The following is a 19,899-nucleotide window of genomic DNA, read 5'->3' as shown; positions in this document are numbered from 1 at the left end:
CCCTGTTCTACTCACTCGACGCCCAATTCCAATTTCCGCTGAACCAGCACACGGTTGCCCGCCTGGAACCGCGGCGAACGCCTAAACGACCAATGGAAACACAACCAACCATTTATCTTCACCTGCTTAGAAACATACCTCTTGTAAAGAAGCGCGACGAGCAATGCAGAAAATCATAAAGTTCTTCCGCCGGCTTTCTGCGCTACTCATCTCCGTTTGCTTGGTGCCGAGCGGGGTGCCAAGTGCCGCAGCGGCGGATGAACTGGCGTTGCAAGATGTGCTGCAGGGCATCCGATTTGAACGCGAGCGTCTGAGTAGTGGAGTTTTTTCTTTTACTGGACGAGAGTCGGTGCGACTTTCAAACGGCAAAGACCGCATGATAGAATTCCACAACGCGGGAGCATTTTCGGTTGCCGATGACGCTTGGTTTTATCAGTACCAAGGTCACCATGAGGCCTTGGCTAACGGAAAAAGCACACTTGAGCCGATCATGTGGATCAAGTGCTTGCGTTCAGACATGTGCATGCACATGTCTACGCTTCCTGAATTGCCGAAGTTGATTATCACCCACCCAGAAGAGACGACGTTCTCTGGACTTGGCAGCGGGCACTATATCTTCGACCCAAGGTGCCTGGGGTTAGTTCTCATAAATGCACGGAAGTCACATAATTTTGAGTCGGCTTTGGAAACATTCTCGCAGAGGCTCAATCGAGTAGGGTATGTTTGCGAGGCTCTAGGCGATGGCCGATATGGACTCACTTACGTAAGCAGGAACGGACCCGAACAGCAATTTGTCGACAAAACGACCTATATCGTGGATGCAAATCGGGGTTTTGGGATAACAGACTACAGCATTACCCAGTTTGCAACTGGCCCAGATGGTGACGAATTAATACCGGTTGAAGATTATTTTGCGACGACCCCTTTAAACCCAGATGATGAGGCCGAGTTGGTGCGGCGTGCGCTCAGCGAGAACCAGCCAGCTATGGTTCGCATTGACTGGCGGAAGATTGATTCCGTATGGGTGCCCGTGGCCATCGAGTCGCGGTTGCCTTGCAATGACTTTGACACCGACAGCGAAGGCAATGTGCTTGTCGAATCGCTGGATCGCTATCATCACACTTTCAGCGGAAAGCTCGAGTGGCGTTTCGTTTCATCGAACGTTCCGGAGAAATTTTTTGACTATCGATACTTCAACGTCCCAGGCCGCACTAAGGTTTTCGATTTCCGAAAGGAAACACGCCCATTCGTGGGTTTCGCCGGACAGCTCAACGGCGCAGACCAGAACGTCCGATCGCCGCCTAGGATTTTGTTGGCGTTGGTAACACTTACTGCGATTGCGTCAGGTGTTTTAATCTACGTTCGCCGACGCAGGCAAGTGTCGCCTTAAATTAGGTGCCTCGCGGGTATCCTTAGAAGAACTGTTTCGACGCTGCGAGATGTCTTCTTCGGTCAGGTGATAGATGTACGTGGTGTAGCCGATCGTTGCGACCGGCTCGTAGTTGAGGAAGTAGGCGTACGCTCCGTCGCGGCTGTGCAGCTTCTGGACGGAGATGGCCCACCAGCCGGGCTGCGGGCCTTGGTCCTTTCTCGGCGGCAGCGCTTCGGGAAGCCCCAGATCCTCCAGCGGCAGCGTATTGTATCGAAAGGCCATTCCATCCAGTCCGATCTCGCCGTGCCGCCGGTTCCACTCGGCCAAGTACAGCAGGTCTTGCCCCCAGTCGAGGTTGCTTTCCAGCAGGTGCTTGTGCCCACCAGCCGGGCCGCCTGCAGCAAGATTGAAGTAGGCGTGCGAATGCGGGTAGACATATAAGCTGGGAAGGATGCCGCCGCCGAGCAATACGAGGGCCGCGGTTCGGACGTACCGGTGCCGCGACGCCTCCAGCAGTCTTCCCGCCAATACGTACACGAAGGGCAGGGCGGGAAGCACATAACGGATGTGATGACTGAAACCGGTTTGGCTGCTGACCAACACCATGATCGCGATCGCCGGCGACATCAGAAACACTTCTGCTTTGGAGGCCCGCGTCGTCAGAAACGTTCCGGCGGTCAGAGCAAAGATGGCCAGGTAACCGCTCGGTGTCTTGACCGCCAAGCCGTATAGGTAGTAGTACCACCAACCGTGGTCACGCCATTGACCTCGCAAGTACGAGTCGAAGCCGCCTTCAAAGTCCAGCTTCTGCCGGTCGATCCCCAGCACGTACTCCGCCGGTACCGGCACCGGAACGGCACCCAGCCAAGACTCCGCAAAACGGTTGTTCGTGCCTTCATCACCGCTGCCGCGGAGCGTTTCGCTGACGAACTGGTAATCGCCCAACCGCTGGAAGGAACCGGCGAATCCGTAGCCGACGTTGATGACCAAAACGGCGATCAGGAAGAGCGTGACCAGCTGCAGCGCCGAGCGAAACTCCGTCTTTCGCCGTACCGCCTCGCAGCCGACAAACTGCAGCACCAACAACGGAAACAGCAGGACCCACGTGAACTTCGTCAATTCGGCCGCCCCCAACAGAAGGCCCGTCAGGATCGTTTGGTCCCAGGTCCGTTCTTTCAGCCACCGATAAAACGCAAAGCAGGTCAGCGTGCCCATCGCACAGGCGCCCACATCGGGCGTGATCATCGAGGCGTTGGCGAGCACGAGCGGTGAAAAGCACCACAGGGCAAGGGAGAACAGGCCGGCTCGCTGGCCGTACAGTTCGCGGCTCCAGTGGTAGATCGCCGCGCCGGCGAGCAGGCTGAACCCGATGGCTGTGAACCGAGCGATGGACAGGTAGGTGTAAGCTCGCAAGCCGTGGTGTTCCCAGAAGCGAGCGCCCATGACGAATTCGGGACGGCTCCGCGTGTCGGCAAATTGGACGTAATCCGTTTCCACGTCCAGCAGTGCCAGAGGTAGGGTGGCGATGCAGCGGACCAGCGGTGGGTTGACGCGGTACAAGCCAAAATCGCCGTATTGCCAAATGCCCAAACCCGCCGGCAAGTGTCCAATTTCGTCATAGCCCGGTGCGTGCCGCCAGGCACTGTATGCCAGCAGCACCGCGTGCAGGCACAACAGAGAGATGGCAACAGGGCTGCGTCTGGTAACCATTTACGTAGCGGCCCGGTGTTGACGCGAGCGACGTCGAAAGATGCCCCATATCAGGACAGCGGTGGCGGCCAGCAAGTGTCCGCCACGGATAAACATGCTCAGAAAGCCCGTCGCAAAAAAGCTGCCCCGATACATTGTTTTTTAGTGGTGAGAGAAGCGTGGGGGTGAGTGGGTTAGTGTAGCGTTCGGTTTGGGGTCAAGCAAAATGGTTTCCACACCATGACCGATTGCGCATCGGTGCGGCGGGAAACGCGGTCGTGGCTGGGAGGCCCGAGAAAGCGCGCCTACGGCTCTAGGGATGAGCGGCCGGCATCAGCCCGCAGGGCGACACAGCCCCTGCCGGGGACGTGAGTCCCCGGTGGCTGGCGGCAAGCGATCGCTAGCCCTCAGGGCGACACAGGTTGTCCTGGGGCGTGCCGCCTCTCCGGGGCTTTGGTTTGTTTGGGCAGACGAAACCGGACGGTTGACACCGCCGGCAAGGGCTGTGTCGCTCTGCGGGCTGGTTCCACGGCCACGGAATACCAGCCGCGCCGCCAAACCCCCTCACCCCCGGCCCCTCTCCCCCGAATCCTGACTCGCTTAGGCTCGCCAGGATTCGGGGGAGAGGGGAGAAAAGAACTGAATGGATGGCTAGAAACCGCGGGCTAGCGCCCAAACGGCTCAGTATCTGGAACAGGCGAGCTTTGATTTTCTCGCTCAGTTGCGACTTTGCGGGGGCAGATGGTCGTCGGGATGGACGAAGAACGCGTCGAACTCGGCCGCGTCGTCGGCGGTTCCTTCCAAGTCGTATTCGTCGCTGATCAATGATCCGATGAAGGCTTGCAGCCGATTCGCTCCCTCGCTCTTGGCGTGGTGCGTCGCGACTTCGCTGGCGAAATTAATTAGGTCGTAGACGCGGCACTTGGCCGGCAGCACGCGCCGCCGCTTATCGCTGAGCGCTTCGAGGTTGGCCAGGCCGTACAGCTCCGAGAGGTTGCCGGCCAGGGTCCGGAAGCGCCCCAGCAGACCCGAGCGGGTGAACTGGTCATCTTTCAATAATCGTTCCAGGCACTGTCCCAGTTGCAGGCATTCGCGAACCGACGCCCAGGAACGCTGCGAGGATTCGAAGCGTTGCCGCAGGGCGGAGTAGCCGTCGCCGTTGTCGAAAGATTCCAGCGCTCGAGCGATGCAGTGATCCATGTGCTTGCCGACCGAGATGTCGCTGCGGAAGGCTCGCGAGTAGCCGATCATGCCGTTGGTGCAGACCATCCGCAGCACCGACAGGAACAGCCGAGGATGCCCGTAACCGTCGACGGGCGTTTCCATGCAGAAGCGATCACGAAACGCGTCCCCTCCGATCGCAAACTGCCGCGAGCCACCGCGGGGTTGGTGCGTGCTGCTGACCACGCCGTCGTGGTAGTGGATGTCGTGGCCGCCGTACCGCTGCAGCAGATCGATGACTTCGTCGTAACGGATCACCGGTCGTTTGATGTTGGTAATCGCCAAGATCTGGTCCTGCGGCGTTTTGTTTTTCCGCTTGTGCGGAGGCGTGCTGGGACTGGCCACACAGTACTGGAACGTGTCGTCGCCGTTGCACTGTTCGATCCGTCCAAAGACTTCAGCGGGCGTGAAGTATCGAAACACGTTTTCGGCGATGCCAAAGCGGGTGAAGAAGGATCGCCAGAAGCGGCGGCTGGCCGCGACCGGACGTCCGGCGATCTCCAGCTGGTCCAGCGTCAGTCGGCCGCCGGGCGAACGCGTTACGTCGTGGATCTGAATGTCCGAGACCCGGGCCGTGCCGTAATCGAAACGAACCTGATCCAGCGGCATGGACTCGGCGGTTTGGGTGGTGGCAGTGGCGGCAACGGTTGTGGTGGCGGTGGTCATCTCAGTCCCTTTCAAAAACCTGGAAAACGAAACAGAAACGTCGAGTGGGTTGGTTGTTGGTTGTTGGTTGTTGGTTGATAGTTGATAGTTGATAGTTGATAGTTGTTAGTTGTTAGTTGTTAGTTGTTAGTTGTTAGTTGTTGGTTGTTGGTTGTTGGTTGTTGGTTGTTAGTTGGTAGTTGTTGGTTGGTAGCGGTTAGCGGTTAGCGGTTAGCGGTTAGCGGTTAGCGGTTAGCGGTTAGCGGTTAGCAGTTAGCAGTTAGTGGTTAGTGGGTTGTTTAGGATCGTTTTCTCCCCTCTCCCCCGAAGCCTGGCGAGCCTAAGCGAGTCAGGTTTCGGGGGAGAGGGGTCGGGGGTGAGGGGGTTGTCACGCGTCCCTCGTCTTTGTTCTGCATAGTTATCGAGCGCATGTCGGAATCCGTCCTTTGCTAAGTTCCAGCCGGTTGCACCCGAGCCCCCTCACCCCCGGCCCCTCTCCCACCACCGCTTCACTCGCTGACGCTCGCGGCGCCGCGGGGGAGAGGGGAGAAAACGATCCGGTTAAACGTTCAAACCGTGGCTAAGCACGTCGGCATGAATCTTTCGGTGAAACCCCGCGACAACACCCTCCCGTGCAGCGGGAGGGTCGGGCTCTTAGGCCCGGGGAGGGCCCTACGAAAACCCTCTCCGGGCCTAAGAGCCCGACTCTCCCAGAGGGAGAGTAAAGCCGAATGAAATGTTGCGACGTGCTTAGCGCCAAAACGGCTCATGTTCCTAAATAACCGTGGCTAGCGCCAAAACGGCTCATGTTCCTAAACAACCGTGGCTAGCGTCAAAACGGCTGATTTGTCGAAAGTTCATAGTCCGCCGCGGCCGGAGCCGGGGAAACGGTTGGTGCGACTGCGGTGCATCGACACTAACTTGGGCAGAGCCACGGTTGTCTGGGCGACACGTTGTCGGGCGATTCTCGTCAGCTCGTCCAGTCGCGCGTTGGCGCGGATGCTGCGCCACCCGGACTCGGTCCACAGGTACTGCTCGGCCGCCATCGCGGTCTTCAGCATCGGGTGCGGCGTTTGGCGGCACTGCACGATCTGTTTGACCGGCACATCAGGGCAGGGCCGTAGCACGCGGCCGGCCATTTGGATCGTGCAGCCTTTGCCGCTGGGCCGGCAGAACACGGTCTGCAGCCGAGGACAATCAAAGCCTTCGGTTAGGATGGCCATGTTGATCAGCACCGGCAGTCGGCCGGATTCAAACTGCTGTAGCTGTCGCTCGCGATTGCTCGACGCCGTCACGACTTCGCACGGCACGCCGGCTTGGGTCAGCAGCAGCTTCAACAGATCGCACTGCTCGCGGCGGTGGAAGAAGACCAGCGACTGGCCCCACTTGTCGGGATCGCCGATCAATAGGTCCGCGATCGCTTGCGGTGTGTAAGAGGGAATCGTGTAGTGGTGGTAGCGGCTCAGGTATCCATCGGCGATCAAGGACGCGATCCCGGCGTCGCGGATCACATGGTCGAAGCACAGCTTGATGCGGTCGCTGCGGTAGGGCGTGGCCGACAGCCCCAGGGTCCATCGGGGGCGGATCTGGCAGTGCAGGTTGGCCATGCTGGTGGCTGCATCGTGCTGGGCTTCGTCGATCACCAACAGGTCCGCTTCGGGCGGGTGCTTGTCGAACATGCTGATCGTCTGCATCTGCAGTCCGAAGCGGCGGCGGGCGTTTTCCGCAGCGGCTTGGGCCAGCAGGTTGCGGCGCATCGCGACCCAACCCACGCGGCACCCGGTCAAGCGCTGCAGCAGGGCCGCGGTGGCCAATCCCATCACGGTTTTGCCGCTGCCGGTGGGGCTTTCGATCAACACGCTGGCCGCCGGCTCCGCCAGGCCTCCGTCACGCCTTTCGAAGCGGCCCGCGAACATTTGCAGGGCCGAGCGAATGATCCGTTGTTGGTAGGGGCGAGCCTGCAAGTCGCAGCCGCCGAGAAACTCCGTAGCCAGCTGCTCCAGCGGGCGCGGCGGGTGCTCCAGTGCCGTGGGATCCAGGTCGCATGCGGTGGCCGTCACGAGAGTCATCTTCCATTCCTTGGGTTTGAGTGATGCGGCTCGGGTGAGTCGGATAAATGCGATTATGCGAACGGCGGTGACACGTCCGGTCAGGGCCTGAGAAAAAGTTTTCGCAGGACGGTCGGCCGACGTTCTCGCCCCCCCAAACGTCTGGGGCTGAGTTTCTCGCGGGAATTGCCGTAGAATCGGGGGCCAACCGACCGCGCGGTGAGTCCTGCTCGCCTCGTCAAGCTTCCTCCTGCTCCGAGTCCCTGCAATGACGCACGATTCGTTTTCTTCCCCGACCGGACCCGGCATTCCGACCGAACCCAGCGGCCAGCGGTTGTCCCAATCGACGGGCAGCGAACCGGATTCGCTTCCGCCCGCCGGCCAGGGCTGGGGTGGCGGCGAGTTGACGGTGCGCGTGATCGTGCTGGGGCTGACCCTGGCCGTGGTGATGGGTGCGGCCAACGTCTACGTGGGACTGAAAGCCGGGATGACGGTTTCGGCGTCGATCCCCGCCGCGGTGATGGCGATGCTGCTGTTCCGTTTGTTGTTTCGCCGCTCGAGCATTCGCGAAGCCAACCAGGTTCAGACCTGTGCCTCGGCCGGCGAGTCGCTGGCGGCCGGCATCATCTTCACCATGCCGGCGATGATCCTGATCCAGTACTGGCAGAGCTTCGACTTTTGGACCGTCACCCTGGTCGCCCTGACCGGCGGCCTGCTGGGGATCCTGTTTATGATCCCGATGCGGCGCGTGTTTGTGGTCGATAACGAAGACCTGCCGTATCCCGAAGGCATCGCCTGTGCGGCCGTATTGAAAGCCGGCGAGGGCGATTCGACGCAACAGTCGGCCGCCTATGGACTGCTGGCCGGCGGACTGCTGGGAGCGATCTTCAAACTCGCTGCCGGTTTCTTTGGCGTCATGCAGGACTCGTTGCAAGTCGCTCGCGTGGCCGGCGAACGGATCTTCTATTTCGGCGGCGACCTCTCGCCGATGCTGGTCGCCGTGGGCTTTATCGTTCGCCTGCACGTGGCCATTTTGATTTTTATCGGAGGTGCTTTGGCGTGGTTGATCGGGATTCCGCTGCTCAGTGGCGGAGCCCAGTACAACGATCCGGTCGACGCGGCCTGGACGATTTGGAGCAGCGAGATCCGCTACGTAGGCGTCGGGGCCATGGTCGTCGGTGGGATCAGTTCGTTGTTCGCCGTGCGGGCCGGATTGATGGCCGCGGTGCGAGAGCTATCGCAGGGACACCGTCGCCGGAACACGCCCCGCCTCCACAGCGACCGCGACCTGCCGGTTTCCTTGATTGTGATCTTGGGCGTTGTGTGCACGGCGCTGCTTGCCGCGCTAAATTATCGTTTTACGCACAGCGTCGGCGTGACCGTGTTGTCCACCGTGGTGATGCTGGCCATGGGCTTTTTCTTTACCGCCGTGGCCAGCTATATCGTGGGCTTGGTTGGCAATTCGAACAGCCCGGTCAGCGGGATGACGATCACCGCGGTGCTGGCCTCCGGAGGCCTGCTGTGGTTGTTCAGTTATTCCGGAACGCCCGCGATGGTGGCCACGCTGGGGATCGCCGCGGTGGTCTGTTGTGTGGCCTGCACCAGCGGCGACGTTTGCAATGACTTAAAGACCGGTTCGATCGTGGGGGCTTCGCCGTTTCGGCAACAGATCATGCAGATTCTGGGCGTAGGGGTGGCCGCGTTTGTGATGGCGCCGGTCCTGACGCTGCTGCACGAGAATACGGCGGGAGGCATCGGTGGCGAGAACCTGCCGGCTCCGCAGGCCAGCCTGTTTGCCGCCCTGGCCAAGGGCTTTTCCGGCGAAGGCGAACTTCCGTGGAACCTGATCGGCATCGGAGCGGCGGTCGGCGCGGTGATCTTGATCATCGACGAGATCCTCAAACGCCGCACCCGCCACCGAGCTCACCTGATGCCGATCGCCGTGGGCATGTACCTGCCGTTCGGCTTGGCCACGCCGATTCTGATCGGCGGCGTGCTGGCCTACCTGCACACCCGCGGCAAGGCGGCCGAGCGGCATGACCGTGTGCTGCACCGCGGCATCCTGTTCTCCTCGGGCGTGATCGCCGGCGAAGCCTTGACGGCCGTCGGCCTGGCCGGGTTGGCCGCCGTGGGGATTACGGCTCTGGAGATTCCGCTATCGCCGTCGACGCTGCTGGCCGTCACGCTGCTGGTCGCCACCGCAATCGTCGCCACGTTCTGGGTGATGACGCGGCCGAGGGGAGCGGAGTGAGTTGGAAGTTGTGGCATAGGCTTCTAGCCTGTGAGGAAACAAACACAGGCTGGAAGCCTATGCCACGTGCTCTGGAACCGGGGCTGTCGCCCTCCCTTTGACGGCTTCTCATCAATCGAAATCGTTTTCTCCCCTCTCCCCGCCGGTTTGGGCAAGTGGTGCTTGCCCAGGCCGGCGGGGAGAGGGGTCGGGGGTGAGGGGCCTCCAGCGCAAATGCATGTAACTCAGCTTCTTGTATATTTGGCGCATCCCGTATCACTGAGTAGAACACAGAGACGAAGACACCGCGCGGCAATCCCCCTCACCCCCGACCCCTCTCCCCCGAATCCTGACTCGCTTGGGCTCGCCAGGATTCGGGGGAGAGGGGAGAAAATGAATTCGATTGATGCTCTGGAACCGGGGCTATCGCCCAAACGGCTACGAGGATGCCTCGAGCTCGATGGATGACGCGGCTTAGAATCTGGCGACTTCGGCTGCGGCGCGAATGAACTGGCCGCGCGTCAGCTCGGGGTCTGCCGGCGGAAGCTCCGCCGCGGGCTTCGCGAACGTATAACTGCGGTGGCAAATGATCGCTGTCGACAAACTCGTCGCGACACCATCCCCACTGCGCGGCTTCTTGCCGAAACCGTGCCGGCACCGCCGGATCATTCTGCAAGAAGTACAACAACCCGACCTGATCGCGAAGATGCTCGGCAAAGATCTCCTGCCGCTGGCGGTGGTCGCCCGCGGGCCAGCCCCGATTCACGCCGGGCAGCGACAGCCGTACCGGACCGCGAGACACATCGTTGATGTCGTACTTGCCGCCCGGCAATACCGGCAGATGGGCTTTGAAAATACAGCGGCTGGGGTAGTCGAACACGCGGCGGATCTGGCCACTTTCCAGCGCATCGAGCACGCCCACAAAATCCTCGCGTCGATAACCCGGTGGGGCGACTGGCGTGACGCGGTTCTCCGGGTCGCGGGTCATGATGAAACGAAAGTTGTACGCCTGCAGCTGGTCGTCCGCCTGCTCCGGAGCGAGCGACTCGCCGCACGTCTGCCGAGCTTCACGACCCACGGTCCAAGCCACGCCCGCCTCGGCCATCAAGTCGCCTTCGTAGCTGCCATCGATGAACACGCCGCCGGTGACCGAAAGCACGCGATCGTCGGGCCCTCGAAAAGTTGCCGCGTGAATCCGTCGCCGGGCACCCGAACCATCCGCATGCATCGACTCCTGCTGGTAGACCTTGTTTTCGAGGTTAACCGAGCAGTTTAATCGAATGCTGGGTCGGGGTGCGGTAGGCAGTGGGGCAGTGGGGCAGTGGGGCAGTGGGGCAGTGGGGCAGTGGGGCAGTGGGGCAGATCGCCCGGAGTCCACTTCGCATCCAGCCGTAGCTGAAGTCGCCAGACTTTGGATCTTAACTCTGCCCCGATCCAATCTCTGGCGAGATCGGCTACTCCAACAATCAATCTGGACGCACCACGAGGCTTTGCATGAAAACCTAGTTGGGTGGAACGGATAGGTGATCAGCCGCTGCAATCATTCCACGGAAATGGTTCGGTTCGGTGGAAGGACCCGCGGCTCGCGCCGTCGGCTCAGGTTTTCAGCCAGAGCCTAGGCGTCGCGGCGGACGACCACCAACCAGTCTTGGTCGCCATCGGCCGGGGGCTTGCCCAGCTGTACCGCTTGCCCGCCTTGCACTTCCTCGACCAATCCGCCGGCCAGTGGGCCGCCTTCGCGAGGATTGAACCACTCGACGCTGAAGCGACCTTCGGCTTCGCTCAGATCCAGCTCGCTTTCGCCGCCTTCGGGCAGATAAACCAGATACAACTGATCCGGCTTGGCGAAACAGAACTTGCCGGGCGCGTGCTGGTCATTGCCGACCAGCGAATCCGCGTTCTCCATTTCCCAGAAGGGGATCTTGTGATCGTGGAAGAATCCGATGGCGATCCGGCAGTAGTCCCAGCTCTGATCGCGGCTCCGCCAGTCTTCGCACAGCAGGTCGTTCTGGTCGAACTTGTACCCGAAGTAGTACTCACATCCGGCACCGCCGCCCATCAGATTGCCCCACAGCGTCTGCTTGCGGACCTTGTGCTGGGTATAAACCATTTCGCCCGAACGGTCGCGACCGTCGAAGCCGTTGTAGCCGAGGTCGGGGCACTGGGCGTGGGCGGCCGAACCCGATTCGTCGAAAGCCACCACCCACGGCTTGCCCGCGGCGGCCGACTCCCGCCGCCATTTGACGGTTTGTGCGTGGGTCGTCTCCAAGCTGCTGTTCTGCAAGGACACGCCGGTCAGCTTCGATCGGTTGCCAATCAACGGTTGGTAAACCTTGTCCTGTTGATTGGGATAGGTGTGGACGACGATGGGATGGTCATAGGGATCGACGTCGGTGATGTAGTCGATCATGGCCTGCTGCTGGGCGGTGCTCTGCGTGTTCTCTTCGCCCAGGTTCCAGTTCAGGGCCAGGTTGTGTCCGAAGCGGGCAATCAGTTCGCGACAATACAGTTTTCGCTCCGGTCCCAGATCGCCGCCATCGAGGCTTGCTTTTACGCCCTCGCCCTTGCCACGATCATCGTCGTTCTCGGTCTCCTGCATCTTGAAGTGCAGGTACATCCCGCGGTGGGTGCCATGATCGAAGACGATGCCCCACTGATCCAGCTTGCTGCAGTCGTAGTGCATTTTGTCGTCGCGATCGACGAATGGCCAAACGTTGTCGCCATCGCCACCGGCGTTGTAGGTCAGGAAGGAAAACGCGTTGCAACCTTTGCCCGACAGATAATTAATCGCGCCGATCAGGCCCTTGCCTTTTCCGTCGCCCCAGGTGGGGTCGCCGCTGCGCCAATCCTGCACATGCGGCTGCCAAGTCTTCAGCGGTCCCTTCTTGGGGTTGTTGGCGATCGTGTTATCAAAGTCGGTGAAGGCCAGCAGCGTCTCGGGAGCGTCGGCACCGACTTTCAAAAAGTACCGGCCGGAACCTGCGAAGCGGAGGTAGTGCTGGCCGACGTACTGCAAGCGACCTTCGGCCCGCAGATCGCGACCACCCTTGTCGCTGGCCGCGACCGTGAATTCACCGGTTTGGCCATCGAAAGGTTGCAGCGCCCCGCCCGACGCCGACTTGTCGAGCGCGACCCCAGAACCCTTGCGGAACTGGACCTGATACGTCCAGGTGCCCGTGCGATCCGGAGCGAAATGGGCTCGCCACGTGGTCCCGGATTCGGCCGACGTCTGGGACGCGTTGCCATCGGCGGCGAAGTAGCCGGGCACGCGATAACGGGTCCCGTCGGCGTGCGTGAACTGGACCACCATCTCGTAATCGGTAAACGGGTTGGGCGAGCGGTCCTGTTCGTGGGCGTAGGGGCCGGCAAGATCCAAAGTGATCTTGTGCCACATTTTCTGCTCGCCGTGGATTTGCACGCTGCCGTCACCGTCGAGTTTGGCGGGCGCGGTCGATCCGTCGACCAGCGACTGGGCCGCCTCGGCCAGTGGCATCCAGCCGATCACCGACCACCACAGCAGGCATGAAACAAACGGTACAGATACGCTCATGGTTCGCTCTCCGACGCCACGGGCTCGCGGCCTGCTGGGGAAGGGAAATGGTTTCAGGCTGCCGGCGCGTCGTCGTTTTCCAAAGCCTGCCGCATGGCGGCTTCGACGCCCATGGGCCGAACCGAAAATGCTTCGCGAGCCGACGGGTCTTTGACGATCGTGGGATTCTTTAAACCCTCGATCAAGTGCCGTCCCACTTTGGCCGAAGTCGGCGTCACCAATCCGAGCCACAGACTGGACAGGTAGGGGGTCAGCAGGGGTACCGAAATCAGATAGCGACGAAGCCCGCGGAGGCGAGCATAACACTTGATCAGCTCGCCATAGGTTACCACATCGCTGCTGCCGATTTCGAACACACGGCTGCCTTCGAGCGATACGGTCCGGGCTTCTAACAGATACTCCAGGACGTCGCCGATGGCGATCGGCTGGGTCGCGGTGGCCAACCAGCGCGGGCACAGCATCACGGGCAAGCGATTGGTCAGCGAGCGGATCAGATCGAAGGACAGGCTGCCCTGGCCGATGACGACCGACGCCCGAAACTCGATCGTCTGCACGCCCGAGTCGCGAAGGATCTCGCCCACCTCCTGACGGCTTCGCAGGTGCGGCGAAAGCGAACCGTCGGAATCGTCGCCCAGCCCGCCCATGTAGATGATCCGGCGCACGCCTGCCGCCCGCGCCGCGGCGGCAAAGTTCTCGGCGGCCCGACGGTCCTGCTCGCGAAAATCACCGCCGCCGGCCATCAAGTGGATCAGGTAGTAAGCCGTGTCCACGTCCTCCAGTGCAGGGCCCAAGCTGTCGGGCTCCAGCACGTCGCCGCCGCAGACCTCGGTCGACGCGGCAACGTCCTCCGCCAACCGCTCGGGATGGCGCGTCAGGCAGCGGACTCGAACATCCTCGTGCTCCAGCCGCTCGAGCAGGCGACTGCCCACATAACCGGTCGCTCCGGTCAGCAGCACCCGCGGCGTGCCGGGCGTCGGCGAGACGTCGTTGTTCGGCATTCTATTTTCCACCTTCCTCGTCGAAGCGTTCATTTATTTATTGCCGGCTTGATAGAATACCGCGCAGGGCAAGAAGTATTGCTGATCCCACGAGGACCGAGATGCTGAAGTTGCAAAAGCCCAGCGCGGAAACCATCCGTCGCTTTCTGGACGAGCGGACCGATGTGGCGTTCAGCTATGCAGACCTCGGAGCCACGCGGCACCGGCCGCCAAGCGGCTTTGTGGTCGATCACACGCGAGTCGCCATCGGGCAGGGCGAGGAGGACTTCTTGGCCGCACGGGCTGCGCTACAGCGTTGGGATCAGTTCCGCATCGGATGGGTTCAAGCCGAACCGGTCGAAACACCGATCGAAGAAGGCCAGATGATCGCCGTGGTCGCGCAACTGATGGGCGTGTGGTGGATCAATGCGTGCCGGATCGTGTATGCGATCGATGGCCCGGAGGACGCCCAGCGGTTTGGCTTTGCTTATGGCACGCTGCCCGAACACGTGGGCAAGGGCGAGGAACGTTTCACGGTCGAAATCGATGATGGCGGTACCGTCTGGTACGACATCCTGGCCTTCTCGCGGCCACAGGCCTGGGTCGCCGTGCTGGCCTACCCGGTGCTGCGGTGGATGCAGAAACGATTCGGCCGGCAATCGGCCGCTCGGATGCAAGCTTTGGTCCGCCAGAGCCGCCAACTGCAGCAGGGAGAGGCGTGTGACCCGGATGCGCACAACCGATCAGGAGGAGCTGCTGGCGGCCGTTAATTTGGGATGGTCGACCAACCGCATCAAATCGCGAATATCGACCGGTTTGACCAGGTACTCGTCGCACCCGGCTTCGGCAGCTTGCTGGCGGTGTTGTTCGTCGCCGTGTCCGGTCAGGGCGACCAACAACGTCTGCGTCTCGGGTTCCAGACGACGCATCTGGCGCATCACCTCCAACCCGCTCATATCCGGCAGGTTCAGATCCAAGATGACCAGCTCGGGGCGGAGCTCTTCAAAATCTTTCAGGGCCGTCGCGCCGTCGAAGGCCACGATGGGTTGTTGTCCCAGTTTCTCGAACAGGATGGCGGTCATCCGAGCGATGCCGGCGGTATCTTCGACAATCAATACCCGTCGCATCCGCTCCTCGGCGCTGTTTTGTTCGGTGGCTATCTGCGAGGCGAAGTCGTGGGAGGGGTGCTCGGACAGATTGTCGGCGTCTCGTGGCTCTTCCGTGTCCGCTTCGATGGGCAGGGTGACCACAAAGCGGCTGCCCTCCCCGGCGCCGTCACTGTGGGCTTCGACCTGGCCGCCGTGCAATTGGACGATCTGCTGCACCAGACTCAACCCCAACCCCAATCCGCCTCGCGAGTGCTGGTGCGAGCGTTGTTCTTGAGTAAACGCTTGAAACACATCGGGCAGCAGATCGATTTCGATCCCGACGCCGTTGTCGCGCACTTCCAGCGTTCCGTTATCACCGTGACCGGACGACTCCAACCAGATCTCGCCTCCGGCCGGCGTGTACTTCGCCGCGTTGGTCAACAGGTTGGCAACGACCTGGGTCAAACGGATCTCGTCGCCTTGGACCCACAGCCGGCGATCGGACAGGTTCACATGCAGGCGGTGCCGTTTCTCATCGATCAAGGGCTGAGCGATCTCGACGGCTCGCCGCACCACGCGCCCCAGATCCAAACGTTTGCGTTTCAGTTCGATCTTGCCGTGAACGATTCGCGAAGCATCCAGCAGGTCGCTGATCAGATGCCGCATCTGATGCAGTTGACGTTTCATCGTGGCCCGGGCTTCGGTCCGCTCGGCCGCAGCGAGTTCGTCGCTGTGCAGCAGGTCAACGGCCAATTCCATGGGGGCCAGGGGTCCGCGCAGCTCGTGCGCCAACATCGCCAGAAATTCGTCCTTGCGGCGATCGGCCCGCTGCAATTCTTCGGCTTTGTCAAGATTGTCCTGGTTGACTTTGGCTAGTTGCAGGTTGGCTTGGTGCAGTTGACGCTGCAGGGTGATCAGGTTGTTATTCAGGCGAGTTAGATCGTCCTCGTTGGCGATCTGGCGTTGCAGGTTCCAGTCCAGCCGTAGCGCGGCCGGCAACTCGGACTCGCCGGCCGTGGAGTGGATCTGTTCGAGCGGCGTTCCTGCAAGCTTGGCCGCCACTTCGATCGCTTCCAGAGCGTTGTTCGCGGTCCCATCGCCGCCGACTTTTTCCCACAGAAAGGGATCGACGTTGAAGGGGTATCCGCCGACCAACACCTTGACCGCTTCACAGCCCGGCGTGGTACGGATCGTTCGCAGCAGGTCGCTCAGCGTAAACAGATGACGGGTCATCGTGGTGGACACCACCAACATTTCGGCGCCGCTGTTGGTCAACGCATTGGCAATGCTGCGGGCCGGCGCGTTGGCGCCAAGATAGATGGTGTTCCAACCGTTCATCTCCAACATGTCGGTCACCACGCGCAGCCCCACCTCGTGCAGTTCATCACCCACACAGGTCGAGATCAGCGAATGTGAGGCGGGCTTACCGGCCAAGAAGTACGGCTGCAGCTGGGACATCACGAACTGGGTAGCGGCCGTCGCATAATGCTCCTGGGCCACGGTGATGTCGCCGCTCTGCCACAACTGGCCCACCCGGTAGAGCGTCGGCTGCATCACGTCCAGATAGATGGCCTGAAGGCTGGTGCCGCCCTCGAGAGCTTGTAGGACCAGCCGCAGCGCGTCACTGCGGCGAGTCTGTAGCAGGGAGGACATAAAAGCCTCCTGCAACGCCGCGTAGGGATTTGCTGAGCCGTCGAGGATCGCTTCGGTGGCAGCAACAGGCAACGTCTGATGGGCCCGATCCACGTATCGCTCGACCACCTCCAGCACCTCGCTGGAATACTCGGCCCGAACCGCCCCAACCAGCTCGTCGTAGATCGTGCAGATATTTCGGCACAGCGGCGTGGCCTGCTCGCAAACGCCCGTCGCCCAGCGGACATACTCCTCCAACAGAGCCGGGCTGCTGTAGGCGATACATGCGGCCAGGGTATGGATGTGGGATTCAACCTGCTGGACCCAGACCGCGTATCGCGTCGAGGCGGCCAGGGAATCCCCCGGTGGGACAGCGGCTTCGAGACGACTGCAAACCCACTCTGCCAAACCGCGACGGCCCTGGCGAAGCATGTCTGCAGCCAACTGGGAGATCTCGGTCATACGAAGGTCTCCCCTATTTGAATCATTAAAGGCCGATTTCGTGCGAGCCCTATTCTACCAACTGGTCTAGAATAGACCAATGCAGCGAAAGCCCGCCGCAGGGACTTCCGCTGGTAACACGCTGGCCGTCGCAGGGCGACCTCCTACATGTCGATCTCGTAACCCTGGCGACTCTCGCGGCTGAGGAAGCTGTTCGCCTGCTCGTCGCCGACGACTTTTCGCGCTTGCGGATCCCACTCGAGCTGGCGGCCGAGACGCATGGCGATGTTCGACAGGTGACAGATTTCCAGCATCCGGTTGTGCGACCAAACGTCGGAAATCGGCTGCTTGCGGCTGTGCATCGCTTCGATGAAGTTCGCCGTATGGTTCGCGCTGATCGGGCCGCCGTAGACGTCTTCGATGGCGCCGTCGGGCAGGGGGTTGGACTCCAGCTCCTCCACCGGTTTGCCGACGATCTTGCCGCGGTTGACGAAAAAGCGACCCTTCTCGCCTTCGAACAGGATCCCGTTGTCCCCTTCGCTGGTGATGATCATTTCGACATCGTCGGGCATGTCGGCGCGGAGCCGGAAACTGGTCGCGGCGTTGTAGCGATCCTCGACCGTGGGATAACCGTCCTTGTGCGGCACCGGCAATTCGTACTCCAGCGGCGTGATCTTGCTGGGGCCCGTATCGGTCGCCCCCAGGGCCCAACAGGCGATGTCCACATGATGGGCCCCCCAGTCGGTCAGTTTGCCGCCGGCATACTCGTGCCAATTGCGGAACGCGTAGTGGCAATTGCTGTACAGCGGGACGCCGCCGCCGTAGCCTTTTCGCATTTCCGGCAGGGCGCGGTAGGACACCTTGGGGGCGGGTCCCAACCAGAAATCCCAGTCCAGTCCGTCGGGAACGTCCGCGACGGGAATCTCGGGCGAACCCGACATGCCGTTGATGCCGCAGGTGACCTTGCGGACCCGGCCGATCCGGCCGTCACGAATCAACGCGATGGCTTGCAAAAATCGCTGGCCCGATTCGGTCCGCTGCATGGTGCCGACCTGGAACACCCGGCCCGTGTCCTGGACGACCTTTTCGATCAATTTGCCTTCGTCGATCGTCAGGGTCAGCGGTTTTTCGCAGTACACATCCTTGCCCGCCAACATGGCTTCGACGGCGATCTTGGTGTGCCAGTGATCGGGCGTGGCGATCATCACGGCGTCGATATCGTCGCGGTCCAGAACCTTGCGGTAGTCTTTGTAACCGTCGGGTTTCTGCTTTTGTTTCTGCCCCGCCTTTTCGATGTTCTCTTCCAACACGCCCGCGTCGACATCGACCAGGGCGGCGAAGTCGGCGAATTGGAAGGATTTGTTGGTGATCGCCCAGCCCTGGTTGCGGAGGCCGATCGTGGCAAACACCGGACGCTCGTTGGGCGAAGCTTCGGCCAGAGCTCGTGCGGCCGTGGGCGCGAGCAAGCTGGCGGTGCCGGCCGCGGCCACGCCCTGCAGGAATTGGCGGCGACTGGACTGCGATGCATGTGTCATGAGATTCATCCTAAAGAAGGGGCGTTGGGAGCGTAGGCGGATCAAGCTGCATTATAGCTGGGAATAGGGTTTCGCCTCCAAAACCTGCTTGTGGATTTTGCTGACGGTATTGGCGTACTTGGGAACGGTTTTCAAGGTCTGCCAATCGGGATGCGCGAGAAACGCTTTCCAAGCGGCTTGGCGAGCCTGGTCGTCGGCGTACACGGTCAGGTACGTCAGGTTCGGTCGATTGGGGCCGATGATCGCTTGGCCAAAGAACACCGGACGAATGCCACTGTCCAGAAAGATCGGCACCTCGCCGTTGTTGAACATGTCGACCTTCAGATCGCCCAAGCGCTCGGTCGCGCTCTCGTAGATCCGCAGCTCGTAGACGCGAGCCTCGTTCTGGGCTACTTCGCCGGGCACCTTCAACTCAGGCATGCACGCAAAGGCTCGCAGGAATTCGCTGCGGATGCGAGCGAACGGCGGCCGTTTGGCGGGGCTCTGCAGGTAGCTCTGGGCGGCTTGCTGATACCGTTTATCTTCGGCCAACGCCTGATCCACACGCGCCACGCCGGCCGGGTTGTCGAAGGGAATCACCACCACGACGCTGCGCTGGTCCGCCGGAGCCTCCACGGGAGCGAACGCGCCGACCGGGCCGATTCCCTGCCGCTCGAGCGCCGGGATCAACGCCTCGCCGAGGTACTCATCCAACGCCGCTTCGTCGCCCTCGGCGCCCAGTTCGTAGGTGCGGACTTCGTAGTATTGCCGAGCGGACGAGTCCGCGGCAGGTTCCGCAGCCACAACCGCAGACAGTGAAACGGCCCAAGTGACGGCCAGCGAAACAAACAGGCGCATTAGGAAAACCTTCGAAGAGGAGGACGCGAACCGATGGAGAGACCAAGCAGCCCATTGTAGCCACTTGCAGGTGGGCTCGGCGTCCGGCCGCCGGAAACCGCCTTCCCATGATGCCTCTTCGGCTCCGAACGAGGTAGGGTGTCTTCGTTTAAACGCAGAGAGCGCAGAGAAAGGAATCTAATAGCTCCTGACTCTAACGGATTCTATGTATGACGTGCGAAGCTCGGTTGCAGCAGCCACGTGCGTGGCGATCGCGATGTAGCCATGGGCGTCAGCTCATGGATATGGGTGGCCCCAACGGCATTTAGTCCCGAAGGGACGACAGGAATGCATCTCCTGTCGTCCCTTCGGGACTATCACTTCCTTTGTAGCGGAACGGCGCGAGCCGTCCGGTTTTGCGGTGCGAACCTTCACACACCGGGCGGCTTGCGCCGCTCCGCTAACGCTTCAATCGCAAGCGATGGTGAAAGTAGATGGCATTGGGCTCGCGCCCGTGGCTACATCCTATCGTCCCTGCGGGACTAAAACACGAGCCTCAAAGCCCCATGGACGTACATAGATTCCGTTAGAGCCAGAAAAACTCATTCCTCTGCGCTCTCTGCGTCTCTGCGTTTTGAATCCCCTGGTCCAAACC

12 protein-coding genes are annotated in these 19,899 nt (G+C 61.2%); 3 read left to right on the top strand and 9 right to left on the bottom strand.

All coding sequences use genetic code 11. The features are described 5' to 3' along the window. The first annotated feature begins 163 nt into the window (after window positions 1-163). Window positions 164-1,390, top strand: coding sequence for a hypothetical protein (locus GE027_RS19110; RefSeq protein ID WP_153558826.1), 1,227 nt, complete (start codon window positions 164-166; stop codon window positions 1,388-1,390). Here GE027_RS19110 and GE027_RS19105 read toward each other — a convergent pair. From GE027_RS19105 to GE027_RS19095, 3 genes are all read right to left on the bottom strand, one after another. Next, a complete protein-coding gene (locus tag GE027_RS19105; RefSeq protein WP_153558825.1) occupies window positions 1,352-3,082 on the bottom strand; it encodes a glycosyltransferase family 39 protein in 1,731 nt (576 codons plus the stop codon). The genes GE027_RS19110 and GE027_RS19105 overlap by 39 nt on opposite strands. A 696-nt stretch (window positions 3,083-3,778) precedes the next feature. Beyond that, entirely contained in the window at window positions 3,779-4,948 is a 1,170-nt protein-coding gene (locus GE027_RS19100; protein ID WP_237607657.1) for a DUF932 domain-containing protein, read from the bottom strand. 836 nt (window positions 4,949-5,784) lie between these two features. Next, entirely contained in the window at window positions 5,785-6,996 is a 1,212-nt protein-coding gene (locus tag GE027_RS19095) for a DEAD/DEAH box helicase (RefSeq protein ID WP_153558824.1), read from the bottom strand. Between the two features lie 247 nt (window positions 6,997-7,243). Between GE027_RS19095 and GE027_RS19090 the strand changes: the two genes are divergently transcribed. Next, a complete protein-coding gene (locus GE027_RS19090; RefSeq protein WP_153558823.1) occupies window positions 7,244-9,226 on the top strand; it encodes an OPT family oligopeptide transporter in 1,983 nt (660 codons plus the stop codon). Between the two features lie 301 nt (window positions 9,227-9,527). On the opposite strand, the gene GE027_RS19085 is transcribed toward GE027_RS19090, so the two are convergent. The 3 genes from GE027_RS19085 to GE027_RS19075 all read right to left on the bottom strand — a co-directional run bounded on the left by GE027_RS19085 (window position 9,528) and on the right by GE027_RS19075 (window position 13,753). Continuing rightward, the gene (locus tag GE027_RS19085; protein ID WP_261344070.1) at window positions 9,528-10,433 is read right to left on the bottom strand and encodes an FAD-dependent oxidoreductase; all 906 of its coding nucleotides are present in this window, start codon (window positions 10,431-10,433) and stop codon (window positions 9,528-9,530) included. Window positions 10,434-10,820: 387 nt separating this feature from the next. Further along, window positions 10,821-12,755, bottom strand: coding sequence for a DUF5060 domain-containing protein (locus tag GE027_RS19080; RefSeq protein WP_153558822.1), 1,935 nt, complete (start codon window positions 12,753-12,755; stop codon window positions 10,821-10,823). Window positions 12,756-12,808: 53 nt separating this feature from the next. Next, window positions 12,809-13,753, bottom strand: coding sequence for an NAD(P)H-binding protein (locus tag GE027_RS19075; RefSeq protein ID WP_153558821.1), 945 nt, complete (start codon window positions 13,751-13,753; stop codon window positions 12,809-12,811). Window positions 13,754-13,854: 101 nt separating this feature from the next. Here GE027_RS19075 and GE027_RS19070 point away from each other — a divergent pair, with 101 nt between their 5' ends. After that, the gene (locus tag GE027_RS19070; RefSeq protein WP_153558820.1) at window positions 13,855-14,502 is read left to right on the top strand and encodes a DUF1990 family protein; all 648 of its coding nucleotides are present in this window, start codon (window positions 13,855-13,857) and stop codon (window positions 14,500-14,502) included. Here the strand turns inward: GE027_RS19070 and GE027_RS19065 are convergent. From GE027_RS19065 to GE027_RS19055, 3 genes are all read right to left on the bottom strand, one after another. Next, entirely contained in the window at window positions 14,476-16,914 is a 2,439-nt protein-coding gene (locus GE027_RS19065; RefSeq protein WP_153558819.1) for an ATP-binding protein, read from the bottom strand. The two genes, GE027_RS19070 and GE027_RS19065, sit on opposite strands and share 27 nt — an antisense overlap. 143 nt (window positions 16,915-17,057) lie before the next feature. Beyond that, window positions 17,058-18,428, bottom strand: a complete 1,371-nt coding sequence (locus GE027_RS19060) for a Gfo/Idh/MocA family protein (protein ID WP_153558818.1) — start codon at window positions 18,426-18,428, stop codon at window positions 17,058-17,060. A gap of 51 nt (window positions 18,429-18,479) precedes the next feature. After that, entirely contained in the window at window positions 18,480-19,265 is a 786-nt protein-coding gene (locus tag GE027_RS19055) for an NIPSNAP family protein (protein WP_153558817.1), read from the bottom strand. Between the last annotated feature and the right edge of the window lie 634 nt (window positions 19,266-19,899).

The sequence above is a fragment of the Roseimaritima sediminicola genome (assembly GCF_009618275.1).
GTDB lineage: Bacteria > Planctomycetota > Planctomycetia > Pirellulales > Pirellulaceae > Roseimaritima > Roseimaritima sediminicola.
This window is presented reverse-complemented; position numbering and strand designations above follow the sequence as displayed.

Bases quoted from the DNA above. Each gene is read 5' to 3' on its own strand.
- GE027_RS19110 (WP_153558826.1), top strand. From the start codon at position 164: ATGCAGAAAATCATAAAGTTCTTCCGCCGGCTTTCTGCGCTACTCATC.
- GE027_RS19105 (WP_153558825.1), bottom strand. From the start codon at position 3,082: ATGGTTACCAGACGCAGCCCTGTTGCCATCTCTCTGTTGTGCCTGCAC.
- GE027_RS19100 (WP_237607657.1), bottom strand. From the start codon at position 4,948: ATGACCACCGCCACCACAACCGTTGCCGCCACTGCCACCACCCAAACC.
- GE027_RS19095 (WP_153558824.1), bottom strand. From the start codon at position 6,996: ATGACTCTCGTGACGGCCACCGCATGCGACCTGGATCCCACGGCACTG.
- GE027_RS19090 (WP_153558823.1), top strand. From the start codon at position 7,244: ATGACGCACGATTCGTTTTCTTCCCCGACCGGACCCGGCATTCCGACC.
- GE027_RS19085 (WP_261344070.1), bottom strand. From the start codon at position 10,433: ATGCATGCGGATGGTTCGGGTGCCCGGCGACGGATTCACGCGGCAACT.
- GE027_RS19080 (WP_153558822.1), bottom strand. From the start codon at position 12,755: ATGAGCGTATCTGTACCGTTTGTTTCATGCCTGCTGTGGTGGTCGGTG.
- GE027_RS19075 (WP_153558821.1), bottom strand. From the start codon at position 13,753: ATGCCGAACAACGACGTCTCGCCGACGCCCGGCACGCCGCGGGTGCTG.
- GE027_RS19070 (WP_153558820.1), top strand. From the start codon at position 13,855: ATGCTGAAGTTGCAAAAGCCCAGCGCGGAAACCATCCGTCGCTTTCTG.
- GE027_RS19065 (WP_153558819.1), bottom strand. From the start codon at position 16,914: ATGACCGAGATCTCCCAGTTGGCTGCAGACATGCTTCGCCAGGGCCGT.
- GE027_RS19060 (WP_153558818.1), bottom strand. From the start codon at position 18,428: ATGACACATGCATCGCAGTCCAGTCGCCGCCAATTCCTGCAGGGCGTG.
- GE027_RS19055 (WP_153558817.1), bottom strand. From the start codon at position 19,265: ATGCGCCTGTTTGTTTCGCTGGCCGTCACTTGGGCCGTTTCACTGTCT.